Annotated in this window: 22 protein-coding genes and 1 tRNA gene; 11 read left to right on the top strand and 12 right to left on the bottom strand. The window is 45.3% G+C overall.

Features of this window, described 5'->3' with window-relative positions; translation table 11 throughout:
• Positions 1 to 73: 73 nt before the first annotated feature.
• Positions 74 to 766, top strand: a complete 693-nt coding sequence (locus ONT18_RS15745; protein WP_118066011.1) for a phosphatidylserine decarboxylase family protein — start codon at positions 74 to 76, stop codon at positions 764 to 766.
• A gap of 71 nt (positions 767 to 837) precedes the next feature.
• Complete coding sequence (gene pssA / locus ONT18_RS15740; protein WP_264906669.1) at positions 838 to 1,569, top strand: CDP-diacylglycerol--serine O-phosphatidyltransferase; 732 nt, start codon at positions 838 to 840, stop codon at positions 1,567 to 1,569.
• Positions 1,570 to 1,682: 113 nt separating this feature from the next.
• Here the strand turns inward: pssA and pyrH are convergent, their stop codons facing one another.
• From pyrH to ONT18_RS15725, 3 genes are read right to left on the bottom strand one after another with little or no spacing between them, the layout of a single operon-like run.
• Positions 1,683 to 2,393, bottom strand: coding sequence for a UMP kinase (gene pyrH / locus ONT18_RS15735; RefSeq protein ID WP_006847854.1), 711 nt, complete (start codon positions 2,391 to 2,393; stop codon positions 1,683 to 1,685).
• Positions 2,394 to 2,410: 17 nt separating this feature from the next.
• The gene (locus ONT18_RS15730) at positions 2,411 to 3,163 is read right to left on the bottom strand and encodes a biotin--[acetyl-CoA-carboxylase] ligase (RefSeq protein WP_264906666.1); all 753 of its coding nucleotides are present in this window, start codon (positions 3,161 to 3,163) and stop codon (positions 2,411 to 2,413) included.
• A 34-nt stretch (positions 3,164 to 3,197) separates the two neighbouring features.
• Positions 3,198 to 3,575, bottom strand: coding sequence for a YraN family protein (locus ONT18_RS15725; RefSeq protein ID WP_022122101.1), 378 nt, complete (start codon positions 3,573 to 3,575; stop codon positions 3,198 to 3,200).
• 103 nt (positions 3,576 to 3,678) lie between these two features.
• Here ONT18_RS15725 and ONT18_RS15720 point away from each other — a divergent pair, with 103 nt between their 5' ends.
• On the top strand, positions 3,679 to 4,125 hold the full coding sequence (locus tag ONT18_RS15720) for a nucleoside deaminase (RefSeq protein WP_006847857.1): 447 nt from the start codon (positions 3,679 to 3,681) through the stop codon (positions 4,123 to 4,125).
• Here the strand turns inward: ONT18_RS15720 and ONT18_RS15715 are convergent, their stop codons facing one another.
• Both ONT18_RS15715 and rsmI read right to left on the bottom strand, forming a co-directional pair.
• Positions 4,126 to 4,977 (bottom strand): hypothetical protein, encoded by an 852-nt coding sequence (locus tag ONT18_RS15715; protein WP_233339731.1) that lies wholly within the window; start codon positions 4,975 to 4,977, stop codon positions 4,126 to 4,128.
• A gap of 70 nt (positions 4,978 to 5,047) precedes the next feature.
• The gene (gene rsmI, locus ONT18_RS15710; RefSeq protein ID WP_022122104.1) at positions 5,048 to 5,812 is read right to left on the bottom strand and encodes a 16S rRNA (cytidine(1402)-2'-O)-methyltransferase; all 765 of its coding nucleotides are present in this window, start codon (positions 5,810 to 5,812) and stop codon (positions 5,048 to 5,050) included.
• 95 nt (positions 5,813 to 5,907) lie between these two features.
• On the opposite strand from rsmI, the gene ONT18_RS15705 reads away from it, so the two are divergent.
• The 3 genes from ONT18_RS15705 (at position 5,908) to ONT18_RS15695 (ending at position 7,785) form a co-directional block, all read left to right on the top strand.
• The gene (locus tag ONT18_RS15705) at positions 5,908 to 6,492 is read left to right on the top strand and encodes a thymidine kinase (protein WP_144153670.1); all 585 of its coding nucleotides are present in this window, start codon (positions 5,908 to 5,910) and stop codon (positions 6,490 to 6,492) included.
• A 14-nt stretch (positions 6,493 to 6,506) separates the two neighbouring features.
• On the top strand, positions 6,507 to 7,634 hold the full coding sequence (locus tag ONT18_RS15700) for an AI-2E family transporter (protein ID WP_144153672.1): 1,128 nt from the start codon (positions 6,507 to 6,509) through the stop codon (positions 7,632 to 7,634).
• Positions 7,635 to 7,712: 78 nt separating this feature from the next.
• Positions 7,713 to 7,785: transfer RNA gene (locus ONT18_RS15695), tRNA-Lys, on the top strand.
• Positions 7,786 to 7,867: 82 nt separating this feature from the next.
• Here the strand turns inward: ONT18_RS15695 and ONT18_RS15690 are convergent.
• On the bottom strand, positions 7,868 to 8,704 hold the full coding sequence (locus ONT18_RS15690) for a DNA/RNA non-specific endonuclease (protein ID WP_264906662.1): 837 nt from the start codon (positions 8,702 to 8,704) through the stop codon (positions 7,868 to 7,870).
• A 430-nt stretch (positions 8,705 to 9,134) separates the two neighbouring features.
• Between ONT18_RS15690 and ONT18_RS15685 the strand changes: the two genes are divergently transcribed.
• Positions 9,135 to 9,779 (top strand): DUF4840 domain-containing protein, encoded by a 645-nt coding sequence (locus ONT18_RS15685; protein ID WP_264906660.1) that lies wholly within the window; start codon positions 9,135 to 9,137, stop codon positions 9,777 to 9,779.
• A gap of 378 nt (positions 9,780 to 10,157) precedes the next feature.
• Here ONT18_RS15685 and ONT18_RS15680 read toward each other — a convergent pair whose 3' ends face one another.
• Positions 10,158 to 11,072: an Rpn family recombination-promoting nuclease/putative transposase gene (locus tag ONT18_RS15680; protein WP_367398937.1), complete on the bottom strand. Its 915-nt coding sequence runs from the start codon at positions 11,070 to 11,072 to the stop codon at positions 10,158 to 10,160.
• 396 nt (positions 11,073 to 11,468) lie between these two features.
• Here ONT18_RS15680 and ONT18_RS15675 point away from each other — a divergent pair, with 396 nt between their 5' ends.
• From ONT18_RS15675 to ONT18_RS15660, 4 genes are all read left to right on the top strand, one after another.
• Entirely contained in the window at positions 11,469 to 12,437 is a 969-nt protein-coding gene (locus ONT18_RS15675) for a FimB/Mfa2 family fimbrial subunit (protein WP_264906656.1), read from the top strand.
• Positions 12,438 to 12,498: 61 nt separating this feature from the next.
• Positions 12,499 to 13,413 (top strand): fimbrillin family protein, encoded by a 915-nt coding sequence (locus tag ONT18_RS15670; RefSeq protein WP_264906653.1) that lies wholly within the window; start codon positions 12,499 to 12,501, stop codon positions 13,411 to 13,413.
• 33 nt (positions 13,414 to 13,446) lie between these two features.
• Positions 13,447 to 14,433: a fimbrillin family protein gene (locus ONT18_RS15665; RefSeq protein ID WP_264906651.1), complete on the top strand. Its 987-nt coding sequence runs from the start codon at positions 13,447 to 13,449 to the stop codon at positions 14,431 to 14,433.
• A 31-nt stretch (positions 14,434 to 14,464) separates the two neighbouring features.
• Positions 14,465 to 15,919, top strand: coding sequence for a fimbrillin family protein (locus tag ONT18_RS15660; RefSeq protein WP_264906648.1), 1,455 nt, complete (start codon positions 14,465 to 14,467; stop codon positions 15,917 to 15,919).
• Positions 15,920 to 16,066: 147 nt separating this feature from the next.
• Here the strand turns inward: ONT18_RS15660 and ONT18_RS15655 are convergent, their stop codons facing one another.
• The 5 genes from ONT18_RS15655 to xylE form a co-directional block, all read right to left on the bottom strand.
• Positions 16,067 to 17,032 carry an Rpn family recombination-promoting nuclease/putative transposase gene (locus tag ONT18_RS15655; protein WP_437183733.1) on the bottom strand — a complete coding sequence of 322 codons (966 nt, stop codon included), beginning with the start codon at positions 17,030 to 17,032 and terminating at the stop codon, positions 16,067 to 16,069.
• Between the two features lie 243 nt (positions 17,033 to 17,275).
• Positions 17,276 to 17,704 (bottom strand): N-acetylmuramoyl-L-alanine amidase, encoded by a 429-nt coding sequence (locus ONT18_RS15650; protein WP_022120812.1) that lies wholly within the window; start codon positions 17,702 to 17,704, stop codon positions 17,276 to 17,278.
• 10 nt (positions 17,705 to 17,714) lie between these two features.
• Positions 17,715 to 17,819 (bottom strand): smalltalk protein, encoded by a 105-nt coding sequence (locus ONT18_RS15645; RefSeq protein ID WP_022120813.1) that lies wholly within the window; start codon positions 17,817 to 17,819, stop codon positions 17,715 to 17,717.
• A 25-nt stretch (positions 17,820 to 17,844) separates the two neighbouring features.
• Positions 17,845 to 18,429, bottom strand: coding sequence for an HU family DNA-binding protein (locus ONT18_RS15640; protein ID WP_181992730.1), 585 nt, complete (start codon positions 18,427 to 18,429; stop codon positions 17,845 to 17,847).
• 950 nt (positions 18,430 to 19,379) lie between these two features.
• Positions 19,380 to 20,831: a D-xylose transporter XylE gene (gene xylE / locus ONT18_RS15635; protein ID WP_117693998.1), complete on the bottom strand. Its 1,452-nt coding sequence runs from the start codon at positions 20,829 to 20,831 to the stop codon at positions 19,380 to 19,382.
• Positions 20,832 to 20,994 lie beyond the last annotated feature (163 nt).

Below are 20,994 nucleotides of genomic sequence, written 5' to 3'. Positions count from 1 at the left end.
GAAACCCACAAAAAATTTGCAAAAGTGATAAAAATGACGTACCTTTGCACCAATAAAAACTTAATCCTACTGTATGGGACAGAAAATAAAGAAATTAAAGAAGATAAGATTGCACCGCGAAGGTACCGATCAGCTGGTTACCGGAGCGATAGCGTTAGTAGCCATTGCGGCTATATTGTGGACAACCTTAGACAACAAGATTCCGTTCTGGGCTTTTGTTGTTGTGTTCGGTACGGTATATGGTATCGTGCTCAACTTCTACCGTTGTCCTGTCAGATACCTCAACGTAGAGGATACTTCGAAACTGGTAGTAGCACCAGCCGACGGAAAGATTGTGGTGATAGAAGAGGTGGAGAATGCTCCCTACTTCGGTGACCGCCGCCTGATGATTTCCATCTTCATGAGCCTCTGGAATGTTCATGCCAACTGGTTCCCGGTGGATGGTAAGGTAAAATTCGTGAAGCATGTGGACGGCAACTACCACAAGGCATGGCTGCCTAAGGCTAGCGAGGAAAACGAGCATGCCGACGTGATGATTACCACACCTGAGGGAGTGGATGTACTCTGCCGACAGATTGCCGGTGCAGTAGCACGCCGCATCGTAACCTATGCCAAGGAAGGGGAAGAATGCTTCATCGACGAGCACCTGGGATTCATCAAGCTGGGTTCACGCGTGGATGTCTACCTGCCTGTAGGTACAGAAGTATGCGTAAAGATGGGACAGTCAACTACTGGCGACCAGACCATCATCGCTAAATTGAAATAACATATTGACAGATAGAAAGCAAGCCGGAACATACTTCCGGCTTTCACTCTATCATAATATACTGTAAAGAAATGAGTATCAAGAAACATATTCCAAACACGATAACCTGCTGCAACCTGGTTTCGGGCTGCATCGCAACATCGTTTGCCTTCGGCGGGAACCCAAAGATGGCATTGTTATGGATTATCATCGGAGCCGTATTCGACTTCTTTGACGGCATGAGCGCCCGCCTGCTGCACGTTTCATCGCCAATAGGCAAGGAGCTGGATTCACTGGCAGATGACGTAACCTTCGGTGTGGCTCCTGCCACCATCGTATTCTCACAACTCTTTGTGATGGAATATCCGGGTTTTCTGGAGCCTTTGCGCCCATGGCTGCCTTACGTAGCCTTCATCATCGCGGCCTTCTCGGCATTGCGACTGGCTAAGTTTAATCTTGATGAGCGCCAGACTACCTCTTTCATCGGTGTTCCTACACCAGCCAACGCCCTGTTCTGGGGTTCGCTGATTGTGTTCAATCCAAGCTGGCTCGAAGGATATTCATGGTCGGTATTCATCATTCTGGCTCTGATACTCATCACCAGCTATCTGCTGGTTTGCGAGATGCCTCTTTTCGCCTTGAAGTTCAAGCAGTGGGGTTTCAAGGGCAATGAGGTGAAATATGGCTTTGCCGCGCTCACCATCATCATCCTCGCTACTTCGGTAGCACTCGATGGTCTGACCGGTTTCCTCACCGGCTGGTGGCTTGTCATCGTGGCATACGTCATCATCTCGGCGATTATTTATCTGAAGAAGACGAAATAGAAGAAATCCCCTTTATTGGGATATTTAGGTATTTATGTAGATTATTAACTGAAAAATGCGGCTAGATGTGAATCCAGTCGCATTTGCTTTTTTCTTCCTGTTGAGAGAGATGATTAGTTGTGTACGAGCGTACCAATCTCCTCACCATCCATCACCTTTTTGAGGTTACCTACAACATCCATATTGAACACATAGATAGGAAGGTTGTTTTCCTTACACATGGTGGTAGCAGTCAAATCCATTACCTTCAAGCCCTTGGTGTAAATCTCATCATAGGTGATGTCCTTGAACTTGGTAGCTGTAGGATCCTTCTCTGGGTCGGCGGTATAGATGCCGTCTACACGGGTACCCTTGAGCATCACGTCAGCCTCGATTTCGATACCGCGGAGAGAAGAACCGGTATCGGTAGTGAAGTATGGACTACCTGTACCTGCAGAGAAGATGCAGATATAGCCTGCCTCCATCGCCTCAATCGCCTTCCACTTGGTGTAGAATTCGCCGATAGGCTCCATGCGGATGGCAGTAAGCACCTTGTTCTTAACGCCCAAGGCTCCGAGTGCGCTGCTCAATGCCAGGGAATTGATAACGGTAGCACACATACCCATCTGGTCGCCCTTGACACGGTCGAAACCCTTCTGGCTTCCACTCAAACCGCGGAAGATGTTACCACCACCAATCACAATGCCTATCTGAACGCCCATCTCATGGACCTCCTTTATCTGCTTAGCATAATCACTCAGGCGCTCTGGGTCGATGCCGAAGCTCTGCTTGCCCATCAGACTCTCGCCGCTCAATTTCAAAAGAATTCTTTTAAACTTTGCCATAATATAGTGTTTAATGTTTATTGTTTAATGTTTACTGAAGGGATTAGAAATTTGATTTCTCCGAACGCATACGAGCGTATTACTCCCTTCTTGTCATGAAGGATGAGATGACCATCGTCCTCCACCTCTACGAAGGCGCCCTCGAACTTACCGTCCTTATCCTCATACCAGTGATAGCCCTTGCGACGGTAGAGAGAAAGATGATAGATGCCCGACACATCCATATAGTCGGCACGACGCAGAAGTTCGTAGTATTTGCAGAAAGCCTCAATCACCTTCTGCAGCACCTCTTCCCTATCCACCTCATGACCCAGAATCTGAGCCAGAGATACAGGGTTGGGCGCATCGCTGTGGAACTCAGTCTGATTGACATCAATGCCGATACCGAAGATGCAGCGCTTGATGCCCTTGGAGTCGATGGCAGTCTCTATCAGCGTGCCACTGATTTTCTTGTCATACCAGTACACATCATTCGGCCATTTCAGCGTAATGCCGTCCGTATAGGAATCAAGAGCGTCCTTCACGGCGAGCGCACCAGCCTCGGAAAGGAGGAACTGCTGGCGCAAAGGTACCCACTTAGGACACATCATCATACTGAAGAGGAGGTTCTTGCCCGGCTCACTCTCCCAGGTATGCACGCCCTGTCCCCTGCCTGCAGTCTGATAGTCAGCAATGGCAATGGTCAGCGCATCTTCATCGTAAGTATCCAAATTCTTCAGGAAGGTATTCGTGGAATCCACTTCCTTTAATCGTATAATCTTCTTTTCCATGTCTATATAATAATGTATAGCGAATCACAACGGGTTATCCAATCAGCAACGGGTTGAAGGCATCCACAAGATGCTCGATGCGTTTCACCTGATGGCCTACCCCTACCACGGTAACAATATCAAAGCGAAGTTCTTTTTCCACCTTCTGTTCCTTGACGTAAGTATTGGCGGCTATTGCCAGATTACGCATCTTCCTGGCATCTACGGCTTCCTCGGGCTGCTGGTATTCTTCACCCGAACGGGTCTTCACCTCTACCACAACCAGCGTCTTACCATCCGGCGAAACGGCAAGGATATCCAGATCCCGCTTGCCGGCTTTCCAGTCTCTGTCGATGACGACATAGCCTTCATTCTCGAGATAGAGCGTAGCCTCGTCTTCTCCCCATTTGCCTAATTCATTATGCTCTGCCATAGTCTATTTTCTTTATTTTGCATCAAAAGATGCTTTTACCTTGCAAAAATAACAAAAAAAGTCCACACTTCAAACTTTTTTATGTAATTTTGCACGAAAAACAATGGAAGATATCAAGAAAAAAGACGAAGCATACATGCGCCGTGCCCTGATGGAGGCTCAGGCGGCATTCGATGAAGACGAGATTCCGGTAGGCGCCATCATCGTTTGTAAGGACCGGATCATATCACGTGCCCACAATCTTACGGAGATGCTGACCGATGTTACGGCTCATGCCGAAATGCAGGCCATCACTTCGGGAGCCAACATGCTGGGAGGAAAATACCTGAAAGACTGTACCCTCTACGTTACAGTAGAACCCTGCGTGATGTGCGCCGGAGCGCTGGGATGGGCACAGATCAGCCGCGTGGTATATGGTGCCAGCGACGAAAAAAGGGGGTATACAAAATATGCGCCCGATGCACTGCATCCTAAGACGACAGTTACATCGGGCGTATTGGAAGATGAGTGCCGCGCACTCATGCAGGATTTCTTTCAGAGAAAGAGATAATTACTTAACGAGCACTACAAGATACTTGCTGGTGCTCCAGAAAATCTGTGGATTGGTGATGCGGAGCGTATACTGCTTGTTGGCATCACGTACCAATGCATAAGAGCTTGATGGGTGGGTAGTGAGCAACTTAGCCGACTTTGACATCAACTTGATTTCAGAAATGTTGCGGATATCAACCTTGGTGAAATAACTCTTGTTGAAATTACCGGTCATTACCTTACCCTTTTCCATGATATGCTGCTCCTTCAACTCCTTCTTGGTACCGAATACATACCAGGCAGTGTTGAGCTGCTTGTCCTGTGCATTGATTGTCTCTGTCTTCTGGCTGCTTTCAGTAGTAAGACGAGAGGTCTTGGTATTCAGATTGTTGATAGTCTCGTCGAGCGCTGCAATATGAATATCCTTCTTATCCAACTCCTCGCGAAGCACCTGGAGTTCCTTATCCTTCTGTGCAATCTGCGCCTGAAGGTTTGCGATGGTCTTCTTCAACTGGTCAGCCTGCAAAGAGCTGTTAGCCATCTGCTTCTGCAGTTTAGCCAGGAGTTCGCGGTTCTGCTGCATACGGGTAGCGATGAACTGAACATCCTCCTTGAGCTGCTGTCTCTTGCTGGCACCCTCACCGTTCTTCAGGAGAGTTACTCTGTGCTCAGCCTCACTGATCTGGTTCAGACCATCCTGGATTTCATTCAATGTACCCATCATATCGTTAATTTCGCTATCTTTCTGAGCGATGATACTGTTTAGCGAATCATTCTGCTGATTTGCCAAATCCTGGGTGTTGTTCTTGCCGTTGTTGCAACTGGTCAAGCAAAAAGCAGCTAAACATGCCGCAAATAATAGCTTTTTCATAATCATTTTCCTTTTTAATGTTTGATTTAAAAAATTATCTTTTCGCGTAAAACGCGTCGCTTCCTATACTTTATTCATTACTTTCTTCATCCCTGCGAGCCCCGTTTTTCTTCTGGCGGCGCTCTTCACGCTTCTTTTCCTTCATCTCTTCCTTGAGCTGTTTAGGATCTTTTCCTGCCAATACGATGACAAATTCGCCCCTTGGTTCTGTCTCCTCAAAATGAGCGATAACCTCGGCAAGCGTACCCCTCACACTCTCCTCGTGGAGTTTGGATATTTCACGACAACAGCTCACCTGTCTGTCATCCCCGAAAACCTCAGCAAACTGCTGCAAGGTTTTCACCACACGATAAGGCGACTCATAGAAAATCATGGTGCGCACCTCATCCTTCAATGATTCAAGATAGGTCTGTCTGCCCTTTTTCTGCGGAATGAATCCTTCGAAGCAGAAACGGTCGCATGGCAAACCCGATGAAACGATGGCCGGTATGCATGCCGTAGGTCCAGGCAAAGTCTGCACCGTGATGCCTGCCTTGGCAGCCTCGCGGGCGAGGTAAAAACCAGGATCGCTGATACCCGGTGTTCCGGCATCGCTGATCAAGGCAATGGTTTCGCCACCCTTCAGTCGCTCTACGATGGCAGAAGATGTGCCATGTTCGTTAAACTTATGGTGAGCCACTAATCGATTTCTGATATCGAAATGCTTCAGCAGAACACTCGATGTTCGAGTGTCCTCAGCGAGTACCAAATCCGCTTCTTTCAGTATGCGAATGGCTCGCATTGTCATGTCCTCCATGTTACCAACTGGAGTCGGAACGATGTATAATGTGCCCATACTGACCGCAAATGTAGTTAATTAATCTTTCATAGCAAAAAAAAAACGCGTTTCTTTGCATTTTTTAAAACCTTATTATTAATTTTGCCCCCGAAATGACAGAAAATCTAATTGGGGAGGCACACCGTCCCGGAAGAATTGAAGTGGTGTGCGGATCGATGTTCTCCGGAAAAACAGAGGAATTGATCCGAAGAATGAAGCGTGCGAAGTTCGCCAAGCAGAAGGTGGAAATCTTTAAGCCGGCGCTTGACACTCGTTACTCCGAGGAAGATGTAGTGAGCCATGATCAGAACTCTATCCGGTCTACTCCTATTGAGTCCTCTGGATCGATACTGCTATTGGCTTCTGATATCGACGTGGTGGGTATCGATGAAGCCCAGTTCCTGGACAATGGGCTCGTGGAGGTATGCAACGAACTCGCCAACCGTGGCGTGAGAGTCATCGTGGCTGGACTGGATATGGACTACAAGGGAGTTCCCTTCGGTCCGATTCCTGCTCTCTGTGCCATCGCCGACGAGGTGACCAAGGTTCATGCCATCTGCGTAAAGTGCGGATCGGTTGCCTATGTGAGCCACCGGTTGATCAATAACGACAAACGGGTGCTTCTGGGCGAGAAAGATGAATACGAGCCGCTCTGCAGAGAATGCTACCAGAAAGCAATTCTTAACGAAAAATTATAACAAAAGGAACAGTTATGGGAAAGGAGATTACATTTGATAAATTTATAAGATGGGCGGGGGTTACCCTCATCGTACTGGCCGTGCTCTACATGACCAATTATCTGAGCAGCGTACTGCTGCCATTCTTCATTGCATGGTTTTTCGCTTACCTGCTCTATCCGGTCGTGAAGTTTATCGAAAACAAACTCCACATCAAAATACGTGCGCTGTCTATCCTCATCGCCATGGGAACGGCTATCGCTGTTATAGGAGGCGTGCTGTGGCTCATCATCCCTCCGATGATTGACCAGTTTGACAAACTAGGTGAGGTGTTGACACGATGGCTGCATCAGACGACTCATACCAACAACCTGACGGCGCTGATCAAAGACTGGCTGCAGACCAACCAGGAGCAGATAGAGCATTTTCTGAAAAGCAAGGACTTCAGCGATGCCATCAAGGCCACCATGCCTAAGGTCTTCTCGGTAGTCAGCCAGACGGCAACGGTACTGATGAGTATCGTAGCATCGATGATTACCTTATTATATATGTTCTTCATCCTGCTCGATTACGAGACGCTGACAGCCAACTGGGTGAGAATCTTCCCTAAGAAGAACCGTCCGTTCTGGAGTGTGCTGATGAAGGATGTGGAGCGCGAGCTCAACAATTATATCCGTGGTCAGGGACTGGTAGCGCTCTGTATGGGCATCATGTTCTGCATCGGTTTTACCATCATCGGTTTCCCGATGGCGATAGGTCTGGGCATTCTCATCGGCATCATGGATCTGGTTCCATACCTCCATACCTTCGCCCTCATCCCTACGGCATTCCTTGCCATGCTGAAGGCTGCCGACACAGGTCAGAACTTCTGGCTGGTATTCGGTCTGGCTTTTTTGGTGTTCTGTGTGGTACAGATCATCACCGACATGGTAGTTACCCCGAAGATTATGGGTAAGGCGATGGGATTGAACCCAGCCATTCTCCTCTTGAGTCTCTCGGTTTGGGGTGCACTTCTGGGCTTCCTGGGATTGATTGTAGCCCTTCCGCTCACAACGCTCATCATAGCCTACTGGCAGCGGTATGTAACGAAGGAGAAGCCGCAATATCATGAAGAAACGGGCGAAAATGTCCCGATTTCGGATAAAAATGAAGAAAATCAGTAAAAATATGGCAAAATATTTGGTTATTTCAGATTTTTGCCGTACCTTTGCACTCGCTTTTGAAACATAAAGCAGAAGATTGACTCGCTAGCTCAGCTGGTAGAGCACAACACTTTTAATGTTGGGGTCATGGGTTCGAGCCCCATGCGAGTCACAGATCTTCAAGAAAAAGGCTTTCCATTACGGAAAGCCTTTTTTTGTTATATCCTATTACTGGATACTGCAGAAATTCCTTTTTAAAACATTTCAGCCTTAGCCTCTACCTTCTTCTCAACATCATCCGGAAGCTGAGGGAAGAAATCATAGCCGGTGATACGCTCCACTTCATCTACAGAATTTACAAATTCCGTCTTTTTTCTGCCTTTCTGCGACTGGTTACGGCAGATAAAGCCGATGGCTTGCGGATTCTTGCCCGTATGAAGAACCACCTTGAAGAAGGCATCAGGCACTACCACCTTGTTCTTACCCAACTTGCGATGCTCCTTATTCAGAAATATCGGTCCGCAGACAATATAAACCTTACCATACTGCTTCGCCCAGTTGCGGCACTGTTGCTCTATCGTGTTCCATACCCCCGCATTCAGACTGTGGTTCTGCGGACACATATTGGTCATCAGGAAACATTCATCCATCGCCTGCCGACTCCATTTGTTGTCACCAGCCGGACACATGTGTCCCCTGTCCAAACCACTGTTGTAATAATCCGCCAAAGTACCCACGGGTGCCGGCATCTCCTCATCATCAGCAAACTTACCGCGCGGCAACTTACCAGATGCATGCTCTCCCGTCAGCGCCCAGGCTACCCAATTCGGCTGTCTCGTATCATGATTATAAGATACCGTATAAGCCAACCGATGCTTGATGGTCTCAGATACCTTAACCTTAGATACCGGAATCTCCAGGCCCTGCGCCTCCAGATTTGCACGCTCTCCAGCAGGTTCCTGCTTATTCTCCTTTACAACAAGTGCCTGATCTTCTGTTGCCAGCGAAGAAACCTTCGGCAAGACAGAAAACGCCACTACTGCGGCTATCGCCAACAGCCAAATCTTAAATGTACCTACTTTCTTTTTCATATCAGATTCATCATTAATTCATTTTCCATGAGACTCAGAGTCTACACTGTTCATTCCGCTTTTAGGTGAATAATCCCTAAAATCTCCACAAAAGTAGTATTTTTATGCGAAAAAGAGAAAGAAAATCATAAATTTCTTGCGTAATTCAAAATAAAACACTAACTTTGCATCGCTATGTAGGACAAACCTAGACTTAACACAGTAAAAAGCTCAAACAACTAAGAACTGAAAGTCAGAGGTTACGATACATTGGCAAAAGTGCTCTATGAAATGGACAAGTGATGAACATTAACAGGAATTAACTAAAAGTGATGCAAGTTTCCCGCCTTTTCTTGTTTTATACAAGGACTGAAGAGCCTCGGGCAACCATATCGGGGTACATTTAGGCTGAGAAATATGAGAAAAATAAGAATCAAAACATAATAGCAAAATGAAAAAAATCAAATTATTCTCAATTGTAGCTGCCTTCGTTGCAGCTTTCGCATTCACTTCTTGTAATACAGACGACAGCGATGGCTTCCAGTGGCCAACGCCTCAGGAGTCTCAGGCTCTCTTCAGCCAGATTCAGGGTATGCACAATGGTGGAATCCTCTTCCCTGGCAGCGTAGGCGCTACAGATGCAGAGAAGTTTGACAAGGATTCAGTTACCACTTATTGCTATGTAACTCCTAGCGACAGTATGCTCACTGTTAGACAGGTAGAGGTGAGCAAGTTTGCAAAGTACTTCAGCGATGCCACACTGAAAGCTGAGGTAGAGAAGTTGCCTGCACAGGACTTAAAGATTAAGTTGCTGCCTTACAATGCAGCTCAGCAGTTGTTTATCACTGCTACTCAAGACATCACTTACACCAATGCTGATGGCAAGAAGGTGCAGATTCAGTTCTATAGCGGCTTGAACAACTATAGCTTGGCTTACATCGGCACAAAGAAGACCAACAACAAGAAGGAGCTCGGTGTATATATCACACCAGGCAGAGTGCTCGTAGATGGTCAGACTAAGGCAAATGCTCTCAAGTCATACGTTTACCGTGGTTATCCACAGGCTTACTACGCTATGCTCGAGATGGAACTCTAAGCCCATCTAAGAGCTAAGTTGCACAAGGAGCAGTAATCCTTATATATCAAGTAAGAAACTTACACTTACAAATATATATATGTTAATACTCTCTTAAAAATTAAACAAAAAAGAAAACTATTAGAGGCGCAGTCTTCGTGAGAAGGTTGCGCCTTGTTGCATTTATACAAAGAACGCTTTTGGTTGTACTCCTACCGAATGGCGGGAGAAAATGGCTGAAAATCATTCGTATTGAATAAAAAAGTACTGATTTTATTCAATACGATGGATAAAATGAATAAAAAACGACAAGGATCTATATGCCACGATGAACAGGTGGCGTATAGACCCTTGATTGTATGGAGATATTCGTAATCTACATCTCCGCTATTATATTTTTTATGAATTGCTCAGATTCTTAATGATTTCCAAAGGTAGCTGGGTAGCTTTGGCAACCTGTTCGGCAGAAAGTCCCATTGCCAGCAAACGTTGTGCTGTTTCTGTGTTGGCCTCATGCTTGCCTTCTTCTCTACCTTTCTCCATACCTTCCTTCATACCAATTTCCTTACCCTCAGCTATACCTTCACGCTTAGCGGTGTCTACGGAATTCTTGATGTCGCGATATGCCATCTTGCTGGTCTCGTACTCCCTCATTTCCTGCGGAGTAAACTTGGCTATCTCGGCTTCCTCGAAGAGGCGGTCGAAGACTTTATCGCACAGCTCCTTCGGACGCTGGGTAAGCTTATAGAGGTTCTTCAGAGCATAGAGCCACTTCTCGTAGAGCGTATCCAGTTCTTCCAGGGGTTTGTTGAACTTAGAAATCTCTACATAGATATATTCGAGTTTGTCGTAAAATACTTTGTGGGTAGCTGTGTCGCACAACTGTACATGATGGCGGATTTTCTCCTTGTCGAATGCGTCCTCGTTCATGCTGAAGTTGAGCAGGGCTACGGTATAGACATGATTGAGCTTGAAATCCCAGTCATTCCCCTTTGGTGCCTGTTCACGGATAGGGAAGGTTGAGTAGAAAAGGGCACGATCCTTGAAATATGTCTGGTAGGCATTCTGCATTTCAACGATGAACTTCTCGCCGTTTTCGCCCTCGCAATATACATCAAAGATGGCTCTGCGGTCGGTATAGACATCTCCCACGTGCTCTGGATTCAGATACGACACGTCCTTCACAACCTGTCTGCCATTAAACAAGCTGTTGAGGAAGCAAATGAGCAAATCCTTGTTCATTGCTGTTCCGAAAATTCGCTTGAAACCGAAGTCGGTCAGCAAGCTGATATATCTTTCTTCTACCTGCTTCATAATCAACTGTATTAAAAATCCATGCCGCAAAGTTACGACTTTATTTTCAAACCCGCAAGAGATTTTAGGGAAAAGTTTCGGAAAAAGTTAGAGATTGTTGAATGTTGAATGTGGAGTGTTGAATGGTCTATATGCTCGATGAACAGGTGACGTATAATTAGTCTTTGTTGATAATTACTTCTTGAATAGAGTCTGGAAACGTTAAAGAATACTAACAAGGTGTCGCATTGCTCACGAATGCGACACCTAAAACCAAAAAATCATACCTGAAAAAACAAATATTACCCCCCCCCGCTTTCATATAAAACCCTTAACTTTGCACCTGGATTTTTTATAATCTGTATCAAGTAAAGATTTAAAATGTCGTAAATTATAATCAAAACATAATAGATTAATATGAGAAATTACTTAACTGGAAAAGAACGGTTACTGGTCGCAGCACTTGCTTTTATTCTTCCAAAAAGAAGATTTAATATTTGGTTATGGGTGCTGTTATGTGTCCCATGCCTGTTGGCAAGTTGCGACCATGATGTTCATGATGGTGAGGATGAGGGTGGTTTGTCAGTATCGCTCACTTGGGCGGATGAAGCCGACCAAGGTACGGAAGTGAAGGATGTGAAGCTCTGGATATTCAATGCCGATGACGGCTCGCTTGTTGAGGAAAAACATGGTGGCAGTGCGCAGGAGGTAGCAAGCCAACGCTTCGCTCTTCCAGTAGGGCATTATCAGATTCTGGCTACCACCAACCTTATAGAACCGTTTTTTATCGGTGAGGCTACAAGGGCAACCCTCAACATGAACCAACTCATGTTTGGATTGTCCAATCCAAGTGCCTCTCCCGACCATGCCTATTATGGTGTCACGGACATCGGTATTGACAAATCAAATGTCAACTACATAACAAAAAATGAAATGCGACATATACTTGCAGAATTGACCATCTTCATTGAAGGAGTTCCTGACAATTTTGCAATGATAGGTAAGGTTCTGAATGTGGCAACCGGACTCCTTCCCCTGCAAAAGAATGAGGATGGAACATTTGGGACGGCAAGTTATACCAAGGAAGAGTGTGATATACCTTTGAGAATCGCAGTGCCTGGCGAAACTTTAAAAACGGAAACATTACGCTTGATGCCGACAGCCAATGGTTTTCATAACACCAAGTTGTTTATCCAACTGATTTCTCCTGGGGGAGTAGTTAGCAACTACGACATCGAAGCACCTGTCATGAAGTCTGGCGGCAAGTACAAGATAAACTTGGAATTTGAGGAGATGAAACCTTACATGTATCTTACGAGCACGAAGATAGATGATTGGACTGAGGAATGGATATACCGTGGTGAAATCCTGAATCCTGAAGATTAAGCGCCCCTCTCATTTAAGCAAGAATCAAAACAAGAATATAAACATATAATAGTAAAAGACAATGAAAAAGAAAACTTATCTCTTTGCCCTGATGGCAATGGCTTTGACATTGGGCAGTTGTTCTGACAACGAGAACGGTATCGGAGGCGAGACCTCCAAGTACATCACCGTTTCAACCAGTATCGGCAATATGACACGTGTTGCCACAGATGAGAAGGGTGGACAAACCTTTGAAGAGGGTGATGAAATCAGTGTATATGCCTGGACTGGCGATGCAACTATTGCTCCAGAGACACGCGAGCGTGTGGTGAATAACGCCATTAATAAGCTGACAAACGGTTCATGGGTATCCACTCCACAGATGCTTTGGAAGAACAACCGTGACAAGCATTATTTCATCGGTGTCTATCCAACTGCAGCAATATCCGACCTTACCGCTGGAGAATATACATTCGATGTGAATAAGCAAACAGAAAGCGATCTCTTGGTGGCAGTCAACAAAGATGGCTTATCCTATAATGTCGATGAACAGCAAACAGTACCTCTCACATTCACCCACGTAATGGCAAAACTTGTGGTGAACCTTACCTATAAGAATCAGTGGGGAGCAGAGGGACCTACCGTAGATAAGGTAGCTGTAGGCAATGCCGCAAAAAAAGCAACCGTCAATTATCTGACCAAGGTTGTCACCCCATCTGCTGTAGCAGAAGATAAAGCAGACTTCGACATGCCTGCATTAACCGCCAACAAGAAATATGCTTCCATCATCATCCCGCAGGATGGTGTTCAGAAGATTACTATCACCATTGGCGGCAAGGACTTCATCTACGACAACGGCACACCTTTCAAGTTTGAGAGTGGCAAGATTACCACCATCAACCTGGAGGTAGGACGTGACGTCATAAAACTTGGCGATGTAAACATCTCTGGCTGGGGTTCTACAGGCGACCCTATCAAGGGCGAGGCTCACGAGTAACTTTCTTAAAATTAAAACATAAAATTCGACAATATGAAAGCAATTAAAATATTAACAATGGCAGCTTTGGCAACGGCAGTTTTTGCCAGCTGCTCCAGTGAGGATGAATTGGCACAGAACAATTATCCAATGGATAATGTGGTTAGAATCATGACAAGTGTAGATGGCATGAATACCCGTGCCTCTTACGGAAACAGTACGGACAAGCTTAAATCGTTCGGCTTCTGCATCAAAAATGCTAATAGCGAAAAATATACCTATGATAATATCAAGGTATCACAGAAAGGCTACAATTGGATTCCGGCTACCCAAATGTTGTGGCAGAATTCAACTACAGCTGTTGATATTCTGGCTTATGCGCCATATCAGGAGACTACCGAAGATGCAAATGGCAAAGTTAAAGTCTTCGGAAAGACTGATTATGCCTTTTCTGTAAAAGAAGACCAAAGCAATGCTGAAGACTATTCATCCGACCTTATTGTATTTAAGCAAACGGGATTCACGCCTGTTTCGGAATTGAATACCAGCAAAGCGGTTGAGGTCGCATTCACCCATCTCCTCAGTCAGCTGAATCTCATTATCGAGTTGAGAGACCAGTTTAATACGAATAATAATACGGTTACGAAAGGATTTGTAACTGATGTCAAGGTGAATGGCACCATTATCAGCAGCAAAGTGGATTTCTCTGCAAGCCCTATAAGTGTTCAAGTTGATGGTACCCAGACAGCAGCCATTACTCCAGAAACTACAGGATTCACGCCGGCAGAGAACGCAACCGCCCATGCAGTCTTCAACTATTCTGCCATTGTGATTCCACAGACCGTTGCTGCTGGTAATTTTAGTATTTCGTTCAAGGTGAATAATACAGAATATATCTGGACTGCCACCGACGCTGTGACATTTGAATCCGGTAAAAAACATGAGTTGCATCTGTTGGCAGGTAAGGATGTAGTGCAAGGGGGCGCCATAAGTGCGAAACCTTGGGGAAAAGAAACCATTACCGAAAAAGAGACTGATTAAAGAATTGTTAGACATTTAAAATAGACAAGATATGAAGATTACAAGATATATGGGAGCATTTGCAGTTATAGCAATGCTTGCCGCTTGCTCTACTGATGACGAACTGGGAGCTAACACTGCCGCCAATGAGGTGAAGATTGCTGCCACCGTTGGTGGAAACAGCATTTTTACCCGTAGTAATCCTGTGGGTACAGAAGCGGAACAACAGAGTTTTAATGAGAACGATGCTATCAGCGTAACTACTGAGGGTAAAACCGTGGTTTATACCAAAAATAAGACCGGACAATGGGCGAATGCGAATGACTATCAGCTCTGGACGGGTAATGCCCAGACTTTCGAGGCTTTTTATCCAGGGAATTCCACCAATTCTATCTCTGAGGGTCATATCGAAGCTGATCAATCTGACATCACGAAAATTGCTCAGTCTGATTATATGACATGCACTGAAAATGTGACAAAGATACCTGATACCAGACAGTTGACATTGAACTTTGAACGTCAGACGGCTCGCATCATAGTCAAAGTAAGTGCTTTTGGAAATGAGTTCGAAACACGGATACCTACACTTTCTGCCGTAGAAGTTTATTCTAAGCTGAAAGTTCCAGCAGGAGAAAGTGACAGCTACGTAGGCATCCAAGCTTGTAAAAAAGACAATGTATTCTATGCTTTGGTATCTCCAGGAACTGCCAATTCTACAGAGAAATTCCTCAAACTCACTGTGACATACAATGATGGTGTGGGCAACCCTACTCAGACAAAAGAACTGTATGTAACAGGAATTCCTGCTCTTGAAAAAGCCGAGAGCTATACCTATGATGTAAGAATAGGTAAGGACAATGCTATAATCGGAAGTGTAAGTGTTGCGGATTGGGGTACTGGCGATGCAATTACTGGAGGCGATGCCTCCATACTCACACCAGAATTAATTATAAAACAAGCTTTGGCTGCAGGAAAAACTGACATAACGCTCAATTTGGCTAAAGATTTTAATGACTTTTCTAAAATAAGAAATGCCATCAGAAATGCCGCCCCTAACGACGAGGGTACAATTGAGTTGACCATTATTGGTGTGGAAACTATTCCAGAAGGGGCATTCAAAAGGATGTCGCAACTTAAGTCTGTCAAAATGCCTGACGTAAAAGAAATTAAGAAATATGCTTTTAGTGAGTGCCAATATCTTACAGTAGTAGAAGCGCCGAGTCTTAACAAACTTAATTCTGGTGCATTTAATGAATGTTATCTGCTTTCAAAGCTGACTTTTGGCCCTATAAACTATGCAGATGCAAGATATTGGCAAATATTTTCAGACATTACCCCAAATATAGATTTAATTTTGTCAGACTATCAAAAAGAGATGATTAAAACTGACGATAATTTATATACAGCTAATAACGATATAGATTATGCTGATAGTAATAAACATTGGAACAAAAATTTCCTTGGGCGTGAATTTAAGTCCATAACATGTAGATTTAAGGTTGAATAATAAAGTAGATTGTTTAACTCCTAAGCTGGGCAGGAGTATAAGGTGCCCAGCAAACATAGTCACCCGCACCTCGGGAAACGACAAGGGTCTATATGTCACGATGATAAGTGGCGTATAGACCCTTGATTATATGGTGATATTCGTAATCTATATCTCCGCTTTCAGCAGCTTTATCTCCTCTGCCGTCAGCCCCGTCATATCCATGATAGACGCTTCATCCATACCCTTTGCCAGCATCTTCCTGGCAATTTCAAGGCTTCGCAGGTTCATGCCTTCAGCTCTGCCTTCAGCTCTGCCTTCAGCTCTGCCTTCAGCTCTGCCTTCTTCTCTACCTTTCTCCATACCTTCCTTCATACCAATTTCCTTACCCTCAGCTATACCTTCACGCTTGGCAGTGTCTACGGAATTCTTGATGTCGCGATATGCCATCTTGCTGGTCTCGTACTCCCTCATTTCCTGCGGAGTAAACTTGGCTATCTCGGCTTCCTCAAAGAGACGGTCGAAGACTTTATCGCACAGTTCTTTAGGGCGCTGGGTAAGCTTATAGAGATTCTTCAGTGCATAGAGCCACTTCTCGTATAGAGTATCCAGTTGTTCCAGGGATTTGTTGAACTTGGAAATCTCTACATAGATATATTCGAGTTTGTCGTAAAATACTTTGTGGGTAGCAGTGTCGCACAACTGCACATGATGGCGGATTTTCTCCTTGTCGAAGGCGTCCTCGTTCATGCTGAAGTTGAGCAGGGCAACGGTATAGATATGATTGAGCTTGAAATCCCACTCATTCCCCTTGGGCGCCTGTTCTCGGATAGGGAAGGTGGAGTAGAAGAGGGCGCGATCCTTGAAATACGTCTGGTACGCATTCTGCATTTCTACAATGAACTTCTCACCGTTTTCGCCCTCGCAATATACATCAAAGATGGCTCTGCGGTCAGTATAGACATCTCCTACGTGCTCTGGATTCAGATACTTCACGTCCTTCACAACCTGTCTGCCATTAAACAAGCTGTTAAGGAAGCAAATGAGCAAATCCTTGTTCATTGCTGTTCCAAAAATTCGCTTGAAACCGAAGTCGGTCAGCAAGCTGATGTATCTTTCTTCTACCTGCTTCATAATCATCTGTATTAAAAATCCATGCCGCAAAGTTACGGTTTTATTTTCATATCTGCAAGAGTTTTCTAGGAAAAGTTTCGGAAAAAGTTAGAGAATGTTGAATGTTGAGTGTTGAATGTTGAGTGTTGAATGAAAGAAATATGACGACAAAGAAAAAGGGCGCATCGGATTGGGATGCGCCCTAACTTGTTAAATAAATTCGGAGGGATTCTGCTCTTGAAAAACCCTCTTAATGGAAGAGAATCAGGAAGCATCCAGGAGGTACTGAAGCTTCGTGGCATCAAAACACGGACAGGCTTTCTGAACGCCAGGCAAATCGCGATGACCCAGGATGGTACGGATGCCCGGAAAACGGTGGTGAAGATCCTGAATCAGATGCTTCATCGCCTCCTTCTGCTTAGGTGTGCGGGTGTCGCTGATGCAGCCCGATGGCGAAAGACCACCCTCGTAACAGATGCCTATGCTGTGCGCATTGTAACCGAGGGCATGAGAACCCATACGCTCTACCGGGCGACAGGCATGAACCACTCCATCCAGCGTGATGTAGAAATGGTAGCCGATGTCAGTCCAGCCGTTGTTATGAACATGGTCGTAGCGCAGCATCTTCATCGTATAACGGTGATCGCAGCGGCTGCCACTGCAATGCACCACTATCATATCGATGTCTCTCATAGGCATCACTCTAAAGTCCACCTGCCGAAACGCCCAACGCCCCGAGGAGAGCTGTCAGTACGGTTACTGCAAACTTGAGAATCTCATTCCATTTCTGCTTGTTCTTTTCTGTCATAATCTATTCTGTTTTAAAAGGTTAATTATTCTAATCCGTCTCCAGTGTCACCATTGCCGGTACTGCCAGTTCCGCCGGTCTGCTCGCCTGAGGTGTTGCCACCCGTGGTATCGCCGCCAGAAGGAGCATTGTCCTTGGCAGGCTTTTTCTTAGCCTCCTCGATGTCGAGGGTCTTGGCACCCTCCTTCTCAGCCTTGAGGGCAGCCTTCTGTACGGCACGTGATGCAACCTGCTCAAACTCCATACCTACGAAGATGTTGGCAAGATCGCTGCCCGGGATAAACTGGATGTTCACACCCTTGATGTTGATGTCGCTCTTAAATTCGGCTGCAGTTGCCGCACCCTCACTGGTAAGCTGGAGGCGGAACTTGCCCAACTCGCCGAAATCAATCTGGTTGCCTCGCTGCAACTCGATGATCATGTTCTCCTGCATACTGACCAGAACGGCTGTTACATCCGCATAGGATACAGTGGTCTGCATAGCGATCAACTTCGCAAACTTCTTGAGCGAAATGGAGTCTTTCATCTGAGCACGGGCGTAGAAAAGAGGAACTCCTGCTTTGTCACCAAATTTTGACGCAAGCTTTACTAAACTGTAATTAATTGCCATAATACATAAAATTTTAAAATTGTGAATAATCATGTTGTGCACCGGTCTCTTCCCGAATGCTGATACAAAGATACAACATCGGCGGTGCCCCACTTGTCCACTTTGGTACGATAAGTACCAGTTGTGCTCTATTTGGCTCAATTATGTATACTTTTGCACGCAAGCGTATGCTGCAGAATATTCAAGTGGCTCAGTTAACTTACTCAAGTGGCTCAGTTAACTTACTCAAGTGGCTCAATCAGCTTACTCAAGTGGCTTTGTCAGATTACTCAAGTGGCTCAATCAGCGAGTCCAGCCGTCTGAGTAAGCGAATCCAGCCGTCTGCGTAACCCAGTTCAGCCATATCCTTAACCCGACGCAGCCACATCAGTTGGTAAACGGAAGAACATCATTTTTTCACCTCATTTGGGTGGGCAATGACTATCAGAGAGAATTACCCTTTTTTGATGACTACCAGGGCCAATAATAGGTACCATCAGAGCCAATCATGTGCCTTCTGATATGCCCCAATGACTACCAGAGCGAATCTTAAAAATGTAAGATACCGAATATCAGGTAGTTAGGTACTGATTTTTCTTCCCTACATTATACCAAGTATATTATATATATACGTTTACATTTTTTACATTATACGTAATACGTGAGGAAAAAGATTTTTTTTCAACAAATCAGCCATTAAAATGCATTTTTTCTCTTCAAAAAATTGCATAAGTCTGAAATAAACATTACTTTTGCAACATGAAAGCGCGGAGAATGTGATTCTCCTCCCGATGAAGGACACCGAGCTTGCCCCAATCGGTAGGCCACTAACAATTTAAAGAGAAAAACGAAAATGGAAAAATTAAATCATATCATGGTATGGATTAAGCTGACGAGCCGGGGGCATAAAGAAAAACCGCCAGGCGTTTCTTTCTACGCCTGGCGGTTTTGATATTTCACAGAATAAGAACTTAGTTTTTCTTCCAAAGCTTGGTCATATCCTCCAGTGTCTTACCCTTGGTCTCAGGAACGAGCTTCCATACAAAGATGGCAGCGAGGATACAGATAACACCATACAGGCCATAGGTGAACCAATAGCCCAGGCTGTTAGCCATCGGAACGAAAGAGGTAGAAACAATCCAGTTGAAAATCCACTGGAAGGCTACGGCAATCGCTACGGCAGCACCACGAATCGTATTAGGGAATACCTCGGCGATAAGTACCCAGCAGATTGGGCCCCAAGAGAACATGAACGATGCAGAGTAAACCATGATGGATACCATGCACAACAACTGCAGATTAGGATTACCGAAGGTGATGGCTACACCGATGGCACCCAATGCCATGCCCAGGGAACCGGTAATGAGCAAAGGCTTACGTCCCAACTTCTCTACCGTAAAGATGGCTACACAGGTGAAACCGAGGTTCACGATACCATTGAATACGGTCAATACCATCGGATTATCAAAGCCCATAGCCTCATAGATACGAGGAGCATAATAGAGCACGGCATTGATACCTACAGCCTGCTGGAATACAGAGAGCATCACACCTACGAAGATACAGAGCACACCGTAAGTAAGCAGTTTCTCCTTCTTCTCTGTAACCGTATTCTTGATGTCATCCAAAATCTTCTTAGCCTCCTCAGCACCATTGATGCGAGCCAGGATACGCTCAGCTTTCGCATCCTGACCAACCATGGCAAGATAACGGGGAGTCTCAGGAACAAAGCAGATAAGCAGAGCAAACAAACCCGCAGGAACCATCTCAGAACCAAACATATAGCGCCATCCGGTTTCGATAGCCCAGGCAGCCTCGCCACCATTCAGAATCTGGTTCATACCGTTGCCCACACTCTGGATAGCAGGAGCAATATGATCGCCAAGAATGAAGAAGTTGACGAAATAAACCACCAGCTGACCGAAGATGATGGCAAACTGGTTCCAGCTGACCAACATACCACGGATGTTGCTAGGCGCAATCTCACCGATATACATCGGGCACACAGCAGATGCCAGACCCACACCGATACCGCCAATCACACGGTAGAGGTTGAACACGATGAGAAGCGTAAGATTAGGTTCGCCCTTTGGCAGCACCAAAGACTCAGGACACATAGATCCCCATGCAGAGATGAAGAACATCACACCCGCAAAGATCAGCGAACGCTTACGGCCCCAGTTAGAAGCCAGCACACCCGAAAGCGCCGAACCGATGATACAACCAATCAGGGCACTGGAAGAAGTGAATCCATGCCAGAAATCGGTATAGGTGAAATCCTCAGCACCCATGAAGAATGCCTGCAAACCCTTCTCGGCTCCCGAGATTACCGCGGTATCATAACCGAAAAGCAAGCCGCCCAAAACGGCTACCATCACAATTGAAATAAGATAGGCTCTAGAGCCTGTTTGTTTTTGTTCCATTATTTTTTAGGTTTAAATTTTAATCACTTTTCTGTAGAATAGCGTAGCATTTACCGGCAGGAAATCTTCTTTTTTCATGCCAAAAATCAATCTCCACCTAATAATATACGTTTTTTCTTTATAAATATTACGTTCAACATGCGGTTTTCCCCTATTTTTTTTG

Source organism: Segatella copri, from assembly GCF_026015295.1.
Classification (GTDB): Bacteria; Bacteroidota; Bacteroidia; order Bacteroidales; family Bacteroidaceae; genus Prevotella; species Prevotella copri_C.
This window is presented reverse-complemented; position numbering and strand designations above follow the sequence as displayed.